Origin of the sequence: Microbacterium sp. PMB16 (assembly GCF_051294855.1) — a bacterium.
Lineage (GTDB): Bacteria > Actinomycetota > Actinomycetes > Actinomycetales > Microbacteriaceae > Microbacterium.
The window spans coordinates 3,051,543-3,065,772 of sequence record NZ_CP145908.1; the positions used below are offsets into that span (position 1 = coordinate 3,051,543).

The window sequence follows — 14,230 nt, forward strand, 5'->3', positions numbered from 1 at the left end:
GCACATGAGACGAAGACGTTCATGATCGAGGAGGAAACATGGCCATCACCACAGGGTTCAGTCTGCCGGGGTTCAACTGGCGGCGGGGCAAGCAGTCCTGGGACCGGCACACCTGGCTCTACGTATCGGTGATCATCGCCGTCGTGCTCGGGGCGCTCGTCGGACTCGTCTTCCCCGAGGTCGGTCAGAGCTTCGAACCGATCGGCAAGGGGTTCGTCGCACTGATCAAGATGATGATCGCGCCGATCATCTTCTGCACGATCGTGGTGGGCGTCGGATCCATCGCGAAGGCTGCCACGGTCGGGAAGATCGGCGGCCTGGCGCTGCTGTACTTCATGGTCATGTCGACCTTCGCCCTCGCGATCGGCCTGGTCGTCGGCAACATCATCCACCCGGGAGCCGGGCTCGACATGGCGTCCTCGACCTACGATCCCGAGGGTACGGCCGAGGCGAAGACGACGCAGGAGTTCATCCTCGGCATCATCCCCGCCACGTTCTTCTCGGCCTTCACCGGCGAGAGCGTGCTGCAGGTGCTGTTCATCGCACTCCTCGTCGGTTTCGCGCTGCAGGGACTCGGTGAGCGCGGCGCTCCCATCATGGAGGCCGTGAAGCAGCTTCAGAAGCTGGTCTTCCGCATCCTCGGCATGATCCTGTGGCTCGCGCCGCTGGGCGCATTCGGCGCCATCGCGGCGGTCGTCGGCAAGACGGGCGTCGCGGCGATCTGGAGCCTCGGCATCCTGATGATCGCCTTCTACATCACGTGCATCATGTTCATCGTGGTCGTGCTGGGTGCGCTGCTCTGGGCGGTCACGCGGGTCAATATCTTCGCGCTGATCAAGTACCTGGCGCGTGAGTACCTGCTGATCGTGGGAACGTCGTCGTCGGAGTCCGCGCTGCCCCGCCTCATCGCGAAGATGGAGCACGTCGGCGTCTCGAAGCCCGTCGTCGGCATCACGGTGCCCACCGGGTACTCGTTCAACCTCGACGGCACGGCGATCTACCTGACGATGGCGTCGCTGTTCATCGCGACCGGCATGGGACAGCCGATGTCGATCGGCGAGCAGATCGGCCTGCTGGTCTTCATGATCATCGCGAGCAAGGGTGCGGCCGGCGTCACCGGCGCGGGGCTCGCGACACTGGCCGGCGGTCTGCAGGCCTACCGCCCCGACCTGGTCGACGGCGTCGGAGTGATCGTGGGCATCGACCGCTTCATGTCCGAGGGCCGTGCGCTGACCAACTTCACCGGCAATGCGGTGGCCACGCTCCTCATCGGAACCTGGACCAAGCAGATCGACCGCGAGCGTGTCGGACGCGTGCTGAGCGGAGAGCTGCCCTTCGACGAGTCGCTGATGGACGGCGTCGACGGGCACGGGATGTCCGATGCGCCGCAGGCCGCGGGTGTGCAGGAGCTCAGCGAGTCGGCCGTGTCGGAGATGTCTGCGAAGGAGCAGCGCGCCAGGGATCGCGCAGCGCAGAACTCGGCCGCGCAGAACTGAGACGCGCACGACTGCGGCAGAAGAAAGCAGAAGAAGAGAGAGGGATGCGGGGCCGGACGATTCCGGCCCCGCATCCGTGTGGTCAACCGCTCTTGCGTCGGAACTCGCGCCGCGTCTGCGGGGCGGCCGCGCCGTGCACGGCGGAATCGCCGTCGAGGTGCGACTCGCCCTGTCGGTGCTGCGCGTTCTTCTTCTCGAGCGCTTCCTTGAATTTGCGCTTCATCTCCTCGGAGGAGGTGGCGCCGTCTTCGGTGCTCATGCCCCGAGCCTAGAGCACGCTCGCTGTGAGGGGGAGGTCAGCGCCGAGCTCGGCGCGTGACCACATCGATCAGGACTCCCACCGCGACGGCGACGCCGATCGACACCGGCACAGCCACGAGCGGCCCGCCGGGCACGATCGCCGCGACGGCCGCACCCACGGCCGCCTGGTAAGCGGCCCATCCGGTCGCGGCCAGCGCTACGAGAGCGAGATAGCGCGGCGGGTGGATGCGCGAGGCCCCGGCGACCAGATTGATCGCGAGCCGCGCGAACGGGACGAACCGGGCTGTGAAGAGCACCGTGGCGGTTCCGCTGTCGAGGCGACGTCGCGCCCATTCGAGGGCTCGCTGCACCTTGGGCGTCCGCATCCAGCGCCAACGGTCGGTGCCGACCGCCCGGCCGATCAGGTAGCAGCACACATCGCCGAGGCAGGCGGCGATCGCCGCGCAGACGATGACCGCCCACAGTGGCGGCGCCCCGTTCGTGACGGCGAGCGCCCCGAGTGCCGTGACCGCGATCTCCCCTGGCACCACCACGAAGAAGGCGTCTCCCAGGACGAGCACGCTCATCAGTGCGAGGCTCCATGGTCCCGTGAGCGATTCGGTCAACAGGTCGGTCGGCACGGGAACACTGTGCACGGCGGCGGTGAACGGGAACCAAAGAGCGGATAGCCGGTGTCCGCCGGTCCAGCATCCGGTGAACATCTGGTGGCAGGGCCCGTTTCCGCGGAATCGCGGCACGGGGCACCGTCATCCTGAGGGTGTGAGAGTAGCGATCATCACGGAGTCCTTCCTTCCGCACATGAACGGCGTCACCGGCTCGGTGCTGCAGATCCTGCGGCATCTCGAGAACAGGGGACACGACGCCCACGTCATCGCGCCGACGGCCGTAGGCATCCCCGACGAGGTCAGCGGCGCGCGCATCGAGGCGATCCCGAGCCTCGCGCTCCCCGGCTACCGCAATGTGCGAGTCGGGACATCGACGGCGCACCGGGTCGCCGGTTCCCTGCGCCGCTTCCAGCCCGACGTCGTGCACCTGGCTTCGCCCTTCGCCCTCGGCTGGCGCGGTGTCCTGGCGGCCGAGCGTCTGGAGGTCGCCTCCGTCGCCGCGTACCAGACCGATGTGGCGGCCTACACCGAGCGGTACCGGATCGCAGCGACGACCGGGATCGCCCAGACGCACATTGCACGACTGCACCGACGCGCGACTCTGACCCTCGCGCCATCGGCGGAGTCCGCGCAGCAGCTCGCTTCGCTCGGCGTGGACCGGGTCCGACGCTGGGGCAGGGGAGTGGATGCCGAACGGTTCCAGCCATCCCGCCGCAGCGGCGCCCTGCGCGCGACGTGGGGTGCGGACGTCGTGGTCGGCTACGTGGGAAGGCTCGCACCGGAGAAGCAGGTCGAGGATCTCGTCGCCCTGCGCGACATCCCGGGCGCCCGCCTCGTGATCGTCGGCGACGGACCGAGCCGGGCGCGACTGGAGGCTTTGCTCCCCGACGCGCTGTTTCTCGGGCACCTCGACGGCGACGCCCTCGCCGCGGCCATGGCATCCTTCGACCTGTTCGTGCACCCGGGGGAGAGCGAGACCTTCGGTCAGACCCTGCAGGAAGCCCACGCCAGCGGTGTGCCGGTCATCGCGACCGGACGCGGCGGGCCGCTCGACCTCGTGCGCATGGGCATCGACGGGTGGCTGTACCGGCCGGGAGACCTGGGCGATCTGCGCATGCGGGTGGCCGACCTCGCGGGCGACGCGCGCAAGCGGCGGGCTTTCGGCGAGGCAGGGCGCGAGGCCGTGCAGGGACGCAGCTGGGCCAGCGTGTGCGATCAACTCCTCGCGCACTTCGACGATGCCCGCTCGTTGCACCGAGTGGATGTCGGCACGCGCGCTCGCCGCCTGGTTCGACCGGAAGCGGGTGCGCCGGTCACGGGGCGTCGCTGGCATCGGTACGTCGCTCTCGGCGATTCGCTCACCGAGGGCCTCTGCGACCCCGCACCGGACGGCGCACTGCGCGGATGGGCCGATCGTCTCGCCCTGCTGCTGGCGGCTCGCGGAGGACTCCGCTACGCCAATCTCGCCATCCGTTCCAAGCGCGTGAGCGATGTGTGCGGCACGCAACTGGAGCGGGCACTCGAGCTCCGCCCGGACCTCGTCTCGATCCTGGTCGGTGCGAACGACCTGGTGAAGCGCCGTGTCGACGTCGCGGCGCTGGCCGCACGACTCGAGACCGCGGTGGTCCGTCTGAGGAGCATGGGAGCGGACGTCGTGCTTGTGACGCCGTTCCTGCCGCGTAGGCGTGCCGCGGCGATCTATACGCGGCGCTTCAGCGCGTTCGCGACTGCGTTGGCCGGCATCGCCAGCCGCGCCGGCGCGATCCTCATCGACACGGATCTGTACCCGGAGCTCCCCGATCGGCACCACTGGGGAGAAGACCTGGTGCATCTCAGCAGCAGGGGTCACAGATTCCTCGCCTATCGAGTCGGGGAGGTGCTCGGCGTCCCCCATGCCGATGCGCTCGGTGCGCTCGATGCCGTCCTGCACGAGAACGAGTCGATCGGCGCGGGCGCGTGGTGGCGGCGGCACGCGCTGCCCTGGGTGTGGCGAAGGCTGCACGGGCGCGCTGCCGGCGATGGGCGAGTCGCCAAGCACGACGACTACGTGTACCTCGGACGCTCGAAGGCGGAGGAGCGGATCTCCCTTCGTAAATAACACTTCCAAATTGATCTCCACTGCCATACCATTCAGGGAACACTCGACCGTCGATCCCCGAAAGGCATGACCGATGAAGAAGACCATGTTGAAGAGCACTCTGGCGGGGTTGGCAGCGTTGCTTGCCGCCGCCGCCCTGATCCTCCCGGCCGCTGCCTCCGCGCAGACCGTCGGTGCGGTGACGACGCAGGCCGACACGCTGATCTCGCAAGGGCGACCTGCCACGGCCTCCACGACCGAGGGATCCGCCTACGCCGCAGCCAAGGCGGTGGACGGCAGCACCACGACGCGGTGGGCGAGCGCCGAGGGGAATGCCGCACAGTGGATCACCGTCGACCTCGGTGCCGGCGCGACCGTTTCGAAGGTCGTCCTCCAGTGGGAGGCGGCGTACGCCAAGGGGTACAAGGTGCAGATCTCCGCGGACGGCAGTTCCTGGACGACGCTCGCCACCGAGACCGTGGGCAACGGAGGCTCCGACACCTGGAACGTCTCGGGTACCGGCCGCTACCTCCGTATCAACGCCACCGTGCGCGGCACCGCGTGGGGCTACTCCCTGTGGGAGCTCAAGGCCTACGGCACTCTCGGCGACCCGGGTGGCCCGAGCACCGGGACGCCGGTGGAGAAGGCAGGCACTCTCAAGGTCTGCGGCCTCAAGCTCTGCAATGAGGACGGCGTCCCCGTGCAGCTGCGCGGCATGAGCACGCATGGGCTGCAGTGGCACCGCGACTGCATGACCGACTCCGCGTTCGATGCTCTCGCCGATGACTGGAGCGCCGACGTGGTGCGCCTGTCGACCTACGTCGAAGATGAGGGCTACGTGAGCAACCCCACGTTCTTCACGAACCTCGCGGGCGACCTGATCCAGAAGACCCACGACCGCGGCATGTACTCGATCGCCGACTGGCACATCCTCGAGAAGGGCGATCCCAACGTCAACCTCGAGAACGCCAAGAAGTTCTTCAAGGCGATCGCCACTCGCCACGGGAGCAAGGGCACCGTCCTCTACGAGATCGCCAATGAGCCGAGCGGGGTGGCCTGGAGCACGATCAAGACCTACGCGGAGAAGATCATCCCGGTGATCCGCGCGATCGACCCCGACGCCGTGATCCTCGTCGGCACGCCGGACTGGTCCTCGTTCGGAGTGTCCGGTGACAACGGACCCGCACCGATCATCGCGAACCCGGTGAACGCGACGAACATCATGTACGTGTTCCACTTCTACGCCACGTCCCACCGCGACGAGTACCTCACGGCGCTCGACGAGACCTCTGACGTGCTGCCCACCTTCGTCACGGAGTGGGGAGCCGAGGAGTACACCGGCGGCGGTGCGCTCGACCTCGTGATGGCCAAGCGCTACCTCGACCTCATGGAGGAGAAGGACATCAGCTGGGTGAAGTGGAACTTCTCCGACGACCCGCTCAGCGGTGCAGCGTTCAAGGTCGGCACCTGCGACACGAACGGACCGTGGACCGGTTCCACGCTCAAGCCGGTCGGCACCTGGGTGATCAACCACGTCCGCGCCGGAGAACTCTGACGCGAGCGGATCCGACACGACTGAGCCCCCGGGTGACCGGGGGCTCAGTCGTGTCCGTGCATGAGGAGTGTCAGCGCTTGCCCATGCCGTGGTACTGCCACCCTGCGGCTCGCCAGGCGGCGGCGTCGAGGCAGTTGCGGCCGTCGATGATGATCCGCCCGCGCACCAGTCCGCCGGCGTGGACCGGTGACAGATCACGCCGGTACTCGTCCCACTCGGTGACGACGACGACCGCGTCCGCTTCTCGCAGCGCATCGTCGCGCTCTCTCGCGTAGCCGAGCTGCGGGTGGGCGGCCTGCGCGTTGTCGATGGCCGCGGGATCCGTCACCACGACATCCGCTCCCAATCCGCGCAGCCGTACCGCGACGTCGAGTGCGGGGGAGTCGCGGATGTCGTCGCTGAAGGGCTTGAACGCCGCGCCGAGGACGGCGATCCGACGGCCGAACACGAGACCGCCGAGCGCATCCACCACGAGCTGCACCGCGCGGTCGCGACGACGAAGGTTGATCGAGTCGACCTCGCGCAGGAACCCGACCGACTCGCCTCGACCGAGTTCTTCGGCGCGCGCGGCGAACGCGCGGATGTCCTTCGGGAGGCAGCCGCCGCCGAAGCCTATGCCGGAGCCGAGATAGCGTCTCCCGATGCGGGTGTCGTGGCCGAGGGCGTCGGCGAGCAGAGTGACGTCGGCTCCGGAGGCCTCGGCGATCTCGGCCATCGCATTGATGAACGAGATCTTGGTGGCCAGGAAGGCGTTGGCGGCGCCCTTGACGAGCTCGGCGGTGGCGAGGTCGGTGACCAGGAACGGCGTTCCCGCCTCGACGGCGGAGCGGTAGACCTCGCGGAGGACCTCCACGGCCCGATCGCCCTCATCGCCAGGGGCGGCCCCGACCACGAGACGGTCGGGCGTGAGCGTGTCGTGCACCGCCCAGCCCTCGCGCAGGAACTCCGGGTTCCAGACGAGCGTCGCCCCGGTGCCGACGAGCTGTTCGGCGAGTCGTCCCGCCGTCCCCACCGGAACGGTGGACTTCCCCGCCAGCAGGTCTCCAGGGCGGAGGTGCGGCAGAAGCGCCGTGACGGCGACGTCGACGTACCGGAGGTCGGCGGCGTGTCCGCCGGGGATCTGCGGCGTGCCGACGGCGAGGAAGTGCACGTCGCAGCCTGCCGCATCCGCCATTCGAGTGCTGAACGTCAGCCGCCCCGAAGCCAGCCCGTCGGCCAACAGTTCCGCGAGGCGCGGTTCGAAGAACGGAGCCGTTCCCGCCGCCAGGGCAGCCACCTTCTGCTCGTCGACGTCGATTCCGATGACGTCGTGTCCGATCGAGGCCATCGCGGCGGCGTGGACGGCACCGAGGTACCCGCAGCCGATCACTGACAAGCGCATGGGCTCAGCACAGCGGATGCCGCTCACGTCGCGGCATCCGCACGGTGAACGGGCAGTGGCGGGTGGGTGTCCGATCGGCGCCGCGTGCCGCAGCGGGGGTTTCCGGGGCGTGCGCTGGTAGGGTGGATGAGGTTGACTTCCGTCAATCGCACAACTTCATATCGACTCACGGAGCGAGCGGCGGAGAAGCTGGTCCCCTGTGGTGGGTTCCTCGGCAGGAGATGTCGGGTGGCTTTCTACTGGTGGCCAGCGCAGGCGATAGTCGCGGGAATGCCCGCGCGCCCGAACCCTGCTGTTCCGCTCCTCTTGAATGCGCTCGCGCGTCACATGGACTCGCGAGTCTAAACAAAGAAGGAGAGACCTCTTGGAAGGTCCTGAAATCACCGCCACCGAGGCCGTTCTCGACAACGGCCGCTTCGGCACCCGCACCATCCGCTTCGAGACCGGCCGCCTCGCGCAGCAGGCTCAGGGCGCAGTCGCCGCGTACCTCGACGGCGAGACCATGCTCCTCTCGGCCACCAGCGCGGGCAAGCACCCGCGCGAAGGCTTCGACTTCTTCCCGCTGACGGTCGACGTCGAGGAGCGCTCCTACGCCGCCGGCAAGATCCCCGGCTCGTTCTTCCGTCGTGAGGGTCGTCCCTCCACCGAGGCGATCCTCGTCTGCCGTCTGATCGACCGCCCGCTGCGCCCGTCGTTCGTCGACGGTCTCCGCAACGAGGTCCAGGTCGTCATCACGGTCCTCTCGATCGCTCCCGGCGAGTACTACGACGCGCTGGCGATCAACGCTGCCTCCGCGTCGACGCAGATCTCCGGTCTGCCGTTCTCCGGCCCGGTCGCCGGTGTGCGCCTCGCGTTCATCCCGGGTCACGGCGAGAACGCCGACCAGTGGGTCGCGTTCCCGAACGCCGAGCAGGTCGGTGAGGCCGTGTTCGACCTGATCGTCGCCGGTCGTGTCGTCACCAAGTCCGACGGTTCGGAAGACGTCGCGATCATGATGGTCGAGGCTGAGGCCACCGAGGGCAGCTGGAACCTGATCAAGGCCGGCGCCACGAAGCCGAACGAGGAGATCGTGGCCCAGGGCCTCGAGGCCTCGAAGCCCTTCATCGCCCAGCTGGTCAAGGCTCAGGCCGAGCTCGCCGCCACCGCGTCGAAGGAGCCGGGCGTCTACCCGGTCTTCCCGGCGTACAGCCAGGAGGTCTACGACTTCGTCGCCGGCCGCTCGTACGACGACCTCGTCGGCGTCTACCAGATCGCCGACAAGACCGAGCGTCAGAGCGCCGACGATGCGATCAAGGACCGCGTCAAGGCCGAGCTCATCGAGGCGACCGAGGCGGGCTCGCTGCCGGCTGCGGCTCCGCTCGAGTTCTCCGCGGCGTACAAGTCCGTCACGAAGAAGATCGTCCGTGGTCGCATCCTCACCGAGGGTTCGCGTATCGATGGCCGTGGCCTTGCGGACATCCGTCCGCTCGACGCCGAGGTGCAGGTCATCCCGCGCGTCCATGGCTCCGCCATCTTCCAGCGCGGCGAGACCCAGATCATGGGCATCACCACGCTGAACATGCTCAAGATGGAGCAGCAGATCGACTCGCTGTCGCCCACCACGAGCAAGCGCTACATGCACCACTACAACTTCCCGCCCTACTCGACCGGTGAGACCGGCCGCGTCGGTTCGCCGAAGCGTCGCGAGATCGGGCACGGCTTCCTCGCCGAGCGCGCGCTCGTGCCGGTGCTGCCGAGCCGCGAGGAGTTCCCGTACGCGATCCGTCAGGTGTCTGAGGCTCTCAGCTCCAACGGCTCGACCTCGATGGGCTCCGTCTGCGCGTCGACCCTCTCGCTGCTGAACGCGGGTGTGCCGTTGCGCGCTCCCGTCGCCGGTATCGCGATGGGTCTCGTGTCCGATGAGGTCGACGGTGAGACCCGCTACGCGGCGCTGACCGACATCCTGGGTGCGGAAGACGCTCTCGGCGACATGGACTTCAAGGTCGCGGGTACCGGTGAGTTCATCACCGCCATCCAGCTCGACACGAAGCTCGACGGCATCCCGACGTCGGTTCTCGCCGGTGCGCTGACCCAGGCACGCGACGCGCGTCTGACGATCCTCAACGTCCTGAACGCCGCGATCGACGCTCCTGACGAGATGGCGCCCACCGCGCCTCGCGTCATCAGCGTCCAGATCCCGGTCGACAAGATCGGCGAGCTGATCGGCCCGAAGGGCAAGACGATCAACGCGATCCAGGACGAGACCGGCGCACAGATCTCCATCGAGGAGGACGGCACCGTCTACATCGGCGCGACCGACGGCCCCTCGGCCGAGGCTGCCCGTGCCCAGGTCAACGCGATCGCGAACCCGACCAACCCGGAGATCGGCGAGCAGTTCCTCGGAACCGTCGTGAAGATCGCCACGTTCGGCGCCTTCGTCTCGCTCCTTCCGGGCAAGGACGGCCTGCTGCACGTCACCGAGGTGCGCAAGCTCGCCGGTGGCAAGCGTGTCGAGAACGTCGAAGACGTCCTCTCGGTCGGCCAGAAGGTGCTCGTGAAGATCACGAAGATCGATGACCGCGGCAAGCTGTCGCTCGAGCCCGTCCTCGATGACGCGCCGGCGGCAGACGCAGCGCCCGCTCAGGACGCAGCTGCCGAGTAAGCATCACGCTCGAAAAGGGACCCGGGTCCGTCCGCAAGGACGGGCCCGGGTCTCTTCGTATCTGATGTGACCAAAACGTTATGGGAAGTTTTCGCGCCGTTCCCTGGATTGGTCGGGACGTTCGCCGGAGTCGCTTACCCTCGAAGTACGCACCGGGGGGTGCATTTCCAGCAGTGACGTAGGTCGGAACGCACCGATCGACGCGGGGGTGAGAGTATGCGGTTGTTCAGCGTAGGCGCAGGAGCGTCGGCCGAGCGAGCCCACGAGGGCACCGATCACCCGTCCGCTCCCATTCCGATCGTCGGGCCCGGAATAGGAGAAGGCATCCGCGGGCCTCTCGGCGAGACCGGCTTCGAGACGTTTCCGCTCATGCTCGGCGCAGCGGAGTTCGGCTGGAACGTCGACCTCGAGACCAGTCACGGCATTCTGGACCGCTACGTCGAGTTCGGTGGCAATGCGATCCACACGGCCGACGGCTTCTCCGGCGGACGCAGCGAGCACATCATCGGGCAGTGGCTGCGCTCGCGCGGACACCGCGACAGGGCCGTGCTCAGCGTGCGCATCGGCGCCCACGCCGACAACCCGGGTCTCGGCTCGGTGAACCTGGTCCGGGCCGTCGAAGGGTCGCTGACCCGCCTCGGCGTCGAGCGGATCGACGTGCTCTACCTTGATGCCACGCTCGACGCGACGACCAACCTCGAAGACACGCTCGCCACGGTGGAGTGGCTGAAGGATGCCGGGAAGATCGGCGCCGTCGGCGCGTTCGGGCTCGCACCGGAGCGACTCGTCGAAGCGCGGATCCTCGCCTCAGCGGGCTACCCGCGTATCGAGGTCATCGACGCGCCATACAACCTGCTCCGTCGTCAGCCGTTCGAAGGCGACCTGCGCCTGGTGGCCGGCGCGCAGAACCTCGCTGTGACGCCGTCGCACGCGCTCGAGCATGGCTTCCTCTCCGGACGCCACCGCAGCAAGGCGCTCACCTCCCAGGGCGTGCGCGGCGAGCAGCTGCGCGGTCATCTGAACCGGCGAGGCATCAAGATCCTCCGTGCGCTCGACCAGGTCGCCGCCGAGCTCGCCGTCCCCGTGGCAGCGGTGTCGATCGCCTGGCTGCTCGCGCAGCGCACGGTCGCGGCACCGATCGTGAACACCTTCGCGACAGAGCACGTCGACGAACTCATGCAGGGCGCGGGGGTCACGCTTTCCCGCACGCAGGTCGCAGAGCTGACGCGCGCGGGCAACTGAGCATCCGGCACCCGTGACATAGGGTGGAAGAGAGGCCCGGCGGATGCTGGCGATGAAGCGAGCGAGTTTGTGACGCACTACATATATCTGGTCAGACACGGTGAACATCAGGATGCAGAGCACGGTCTCGCCGACGGTCCCCTCTCGCCGCGAGGGCAGCGTCAGGCGGAGTTGATCGCCGATCGGCTCTCCGGTCTCCCGTTGGATGCGGTCTGGCATTCGCCGCTGCTGCGCGCGAACGAGACGGCTCGTGCCATCGCCGGACGGCTCCCGTCCGTCGACCCCGAGCCGACCGCCCTGCTCTTCGACTGCGTGCCCACGGGCATGACGGAGGAGACGCCGGCTGCCTTCGAGCCGTTCTTCGGCTCGATCTCGGATGCCGAGATCGACGCCGGTCGCGCGCAGATGGCGGATGCCGTGAACGAGTTCCTCATCCGCAAGAACGGCGAGGTGCATGAGGTGCTCATCACGCACAACTTCGTCATCTCGTGGTTCGTCCGCGAAGTGCTCGGCGCGCCGGAGTGGCGCTGGATGACCCTCAACCAGGCGCACTGCGGGCTGACGATCATCGCCCAGAAGCAGGGGCGACCGTGGAGCCTGCTCAATCACAACGACACCGGTCATTTGCCGGTCGAGCTGCGTACGGGCATCCCGGACCCGATGCCCGTCTGACCGCCCCGCGCGCCCCGGACGCAAGCTCTGGCCCGCTCCGTAGACTGAAAGCATGACCTCGCAGGTAGCACTCGTCGGCGGAACCGGGAAGCTCGGAACGATCATCCATGCGGTGATCGACGAGCTCGAGGGCTTCGAGGTGAGCCGTGTGCTGACATCGTCGAGCGATCTCGCCGATCTGGACGGCGCCGATCTGGTCGTGGACGCGTCGACGCCGCAGGTCAGCGTCGATGTGGTGCGTGCCGCGGTCGAACGCGGTCTCAACGTGCTGGTGGCGACGTCGGGCTGGTCGGCGGAGCGCATCGCGCTGGTGCGCCCACTCGTCGAAGCTGCGGGCACCGGTGTCGTCTTCATCCCCAACTTCTCACTCGGCTCGGTGCTGGGTTCGGCGCTGGCGGCTGCCGCGGCGCCGTTCTTCGGTTCGGCCGAGATCGTCGAGGCTCACCACGAGGGCAAGGTCGACTCGCCGAGCGGCACGGCCGTGCGCACCGCCGAGCTGATCGCTGCGGCACGCGCCGAGCAGGGACCGGTGAGTGCTCCGCACGCCGACCAGCGCGCCCGGGGTCAGCAGGTCGGCAGCGTCCCGATCCACTCGCTGCGTCGTCCCGGCGTGATCGCGAAGCAGGAGGTCATCCTGTCGGGTCCCGGAGAGTCCCTCACGTTCACGCACGACACGATCGATCCGGCGCTCGCCTACGCGCCCGGCATCCGTCTCGCCGTCCCGTTCGCTCGCAACGCCAGGGGAGTCGTCGTCGGTCTCGAGAACATGATCGACATCGGCATCCGCTCATGATGTCGCGGATCGGCGTCGGCCTGATGGCCGCGGCGCTCCTTGTCTACCTGGCTGTCGCGATCTGGCTCGCGGTGATGTTCATCGTGGTCGGATCGCCGGTATCGATCGGCATGGGGATCACGCTGATCGTCCTGACTCCCATCGGCGCCTGGGCGCTGATCCGCGAGATGCAGTTCGGTTTCGCCGCCGATCGTCTCGGCCGTCAGCTCGATGCGGAGGGCGGGATGCCCCCCGTCGAGACCGAGCTCACCCCGAGCGGTCGGATAGCCCGCGCAGACGCGGATCCATTGATCGCGCGATACACGGCAGACGCCGAGGCGACTGCCGCGGGGTGGCGTGATCGCTACCGGCTCGGTGTGGTGCAGGACGCGGCCGGTCGCCGCAAGGACGCCAGAGCCAGCATCCGCGAGGCGATCCGCCTCGCCCGCGCCGACCGCGCCTGAGCGCGATCAGCGGGCTTGATCAGGCGAGTGCGATCAGGCGAGTGTCGCTTCGAGGGTGATCTCGATGCCGGCGAGCGCCTGAGATACCGGGCAGCCGGTCTTCGCCTCGGCAGCGATCTCCTGGAACTTCTCAGGCGACAGGCCGGGAACGACCGCGTTCACATTGAGGTGGCTGCCGGTGATGCCGACGCCGGGCTTGAAAGTGACGGACGCGCTGGTGTTCACGCGCTCCGGCGGGGTGCCGTTCTCGGCCAGTGCGTGCGAGAGGGCCATGCTGAAGCACGAGGAGTGTGCGGCGGCGATGAGCTCCTCCGGCGTGGTCGTCGTGTCGCTGCCTTCGCTGCGCGCCTTCCAGTTGAGTGGGAAGGTGCCGAGGTTCGACGACGAGAACGCGACGGTGCCGGATCCCTCCATGAGCGATCCGGTCCAGGTGCTGGCGGCTTCGCTGGTGACGGGCATGATTCCTCCGGTTCTCGCGCTGCGGAGAGGCCGCGACGCGTCCCGGCCAGCCTATCGAGCGGTTGCGGGCGAGGGAACAGCGCTCAGGAAGCGGCCGCCGTCCGACCGATGATCCCCGCCCTCTGCAAGAGCAGGTAGAGCTGGCAGCCGAGGCAGAACGCGAAGGCGGCGTTCAGGAACGCGGCGATGAACGCGGCGGCCGCGGCGATCGGCAGAGCCCAGGGCACACCGGCGAGGTGCAGGACGAGACCGATCCCGACGACGAAGAGTCCGACGCCCTGCGAGAAGCGCGGAGGACGCGGATCTTCGAGTTCTGCCGGAGCAGCGAGGCGGGGGCGGACCAACCGGCGGAACAGCACGCCCCACGGTGCGGTCGCCGGAGATGCGACGCTCCAGAGGAACAGCGCTGCGATCACGGCGGTGAGCAGGAAGCCGGGGTCGAGGGCACGCTGCAGGAGAGGAGCGGCCGCCAGCTGCCCGGTCGAGATGCCGATCAGCGACAGGAAGGTCGCGACCAGCAGCAGCACGGCGGTGATCGTCGCGGCGAACCGCGGACCGCGAGGGTCGATGCCTGCAGGAGAGTTGGTCATGGATGCTCCGGTCTT

Annotated in this window: 13 protein-coding genes; 8 read left to right on the forward strand and 5 right to left on the reverse strand. The window is 68.2% G+C overall.

Features of this window, described 5'->3' with window-relative positions:
* Positions 1 to 38: 38 nt before the first annotated feature.
* A complete protein-coding gene (locus V5D55_RS14555) occupies positions 39 to 1,496 on the forward strand; it encodes a cation:dicarboxylate symporter family transporter (RefSeq protein WP_435744254.1) in 1,458 nt (485 codons plus the stop codon).
* A gap of 82 nt (positions 1,497 to 1,578) precedes the next feature.
* Here V5D55_RS14555 and V5D55_RS14560 read toward each other — a convergent pair whose 3' ends face one another.
* The gene (locus V5D55_RS14560; protein WP_435744257.1) at positions 1,579 to 1,755 is read right to left on the reverse strand and encodes a DUF5302 domain-containing protein; all 177 of its coding nucleotides are present in this window, start codon (positions 1,753 to 1,755) and stop codon (positions 1,579 to 1,581) included.
* A gap of 37 nt (positions 1,756 to 1,792) precedes the next feature.
* Entirely contained in the window at positions 1,793 to 2,494 is a 702-nt protein-coding gene (locus tag V5D55_RS14565) for a DedA family protein (protein ID WP_435744260.1), read from the reverse strand.
* Between the two features lie 22 nt (positions 2,495 to 2,516).
* On the opposite strand from V5D55_RS14565, the gene V5D55_RS14570 reads away from it, so the two are divergent.
* Together V5D55_RS14570 and V5D55_RS14575 are read left to right on the forward strand one after the other, a co-directional pair.
* Complete coding sequence (locus V5D55_RS14570; protein WP_435744262.1) at positions 2,517 to 4,460, forward strand: GDSL-type esterase/lipase family protein; 1,944 nt, start codon at positions 2,517 to 2,519, stop codon at positions 4,458 to 4,460.
* Between the two features lie 73 nt (positions 4,461 to 4,533).
* Positions 4,534 to 5,994, forward strand: a complete 1,461-nt coding sequence (locus V5D55_RS14575; RefSeq protein WP_435744264.1) for a cellulase family glycosylhydrolase — start codon at positions 4,534 to 4,536, stop codon at positions 5,992 to 5,994.
* A 70-nt stretch (positions 5,995 to 6,064) separates the two neighbouring features.
* Here the strand turns inward: V5D55_RS14575 and V5D55_RS14580 are convergent, their stop codons facing one another.
* On the reverse strand, positions 6,065 to 7,375 hold the full coding sequence (locus tag V5D55_RS14580) for a UDP-glucose dehydrogenase family protein (RefSeq protein WP_435744266.1): 1,311 nt from the start codon (positions 7,373 to 7,375) through the stop codon (positions 6,065 to 6,067).
* Between the two features lie 364 nt (positions 7,376 to 7,739).
* Between V5D55_RS14580 and V5D55_RS14585 the strand changes: the two genes are divergently transcribed.
* The 5 genes from V5D55_RS14585 to V5D55_RS14605 all read left to right on the forward strand — a co-directional run bounded on the left by V5D55_RS14585 (position 7,740) and on the right by V5D55_RS14605 (position 13,166).
* The gene (locus V5D55_RS14585) at positions 7,740 to 10,016 is read left to right on the forward strand and encodes a polyribonucleotide nucleotidyltransferase (RefSeq protein WP_435744268.1); all 2,277 of its coding nucleotides are present in this window, start codon (positions 7,740 to 7,742) and stop codon (positions 10,014 to 10,016) included.
* Between the two features lie 216 nt (positions 10,017 to 10,232).
* Positions 10,233 to 11,258: an aldo/keto reductase gene (locus V5D55_RS14590; RefSeq protein ID WP_435744270.1), complete on the forward strand. Its 1,026-nt coding sequence runs from the start codon at positions 10,233 to 10,235 to the stop codon at positions 11,256 to 11,258.
* A gap of 69 nt (positions 11,259 to 11,327) precedes the next feature.
* Positions 11,328 to 11,930, forward strand: a complete 603-nt coding sequence (locus V5D55_RS14595; protein WP_435744272.1) for a histidine phosphatase family protein — start codon at positions 11,328 to 11,330, stop codon at positions 11,928 to 11,930.
* Between the two features lie 52 nt (positions 11,931 to 11,982).
* Positions 11,983 to 12,723 (forward strand): 4-hydroxy-tetrahydrodipicolinate reductase, encoded by a 741-nt coding sequence (gene dapB / locus V5D55_RS14600; RefSeq protein ID WP_435744274.1) that lies wholly within the window; start codon positions 11,983 to 11,985, stop codon positions 12,721 to 12,723.
* Positions 12,720 to 13,166 (forward strand): hypothetical protein, encoded by a 447-nt coding sequence (locus V5D55_RS14605; RefSeq protein ID WP_435744277.1) that lies wholly within the window; start codon positions 12,720 to 12,722, stop codon positions 13,164 to 13,166. Before dapB ends, V5D55_RS14605 begins: the two co-directional genes overlap by 4 nt.
* 33 nt (positions 13,167 to 13,199) lie before the next feature.
* On the opposite strand, the gene V5D55_RS14610 is transcribed toward V5D55_RS14605, so the two are convergent.
* Positions 13,200 to 13,625 carry an OsmC family peroxiredoxin gene (locus V5D55_RS14610; protein WP_307374562.1) on the reverse strand — a complete coding sequence of 142 codons (426 nt, stop codon included), beginning with the start codon at positions 13,623 to 13,625 and terminating at the stop codon, positions 13,200 to 13,202.
* A gap of 83 nt (positions 13,626 to 13,708) precedes the next feature.
* Positions 13,709 to 14,215 carry a DUF4395 domain-containing protein gene (locus V5D55_RS14615; protein WP_435744279.1) on the reverse strand — a complete coding sequence of 169 codons (507 nt, stop codon included), beginning with the start codon at positions 14,213 to 14,215 and terminating at the stop codon, positions 13,709 to 13,711.
* Positions 14,216 to 14,230: the final 15 nt, after the last annotated feature.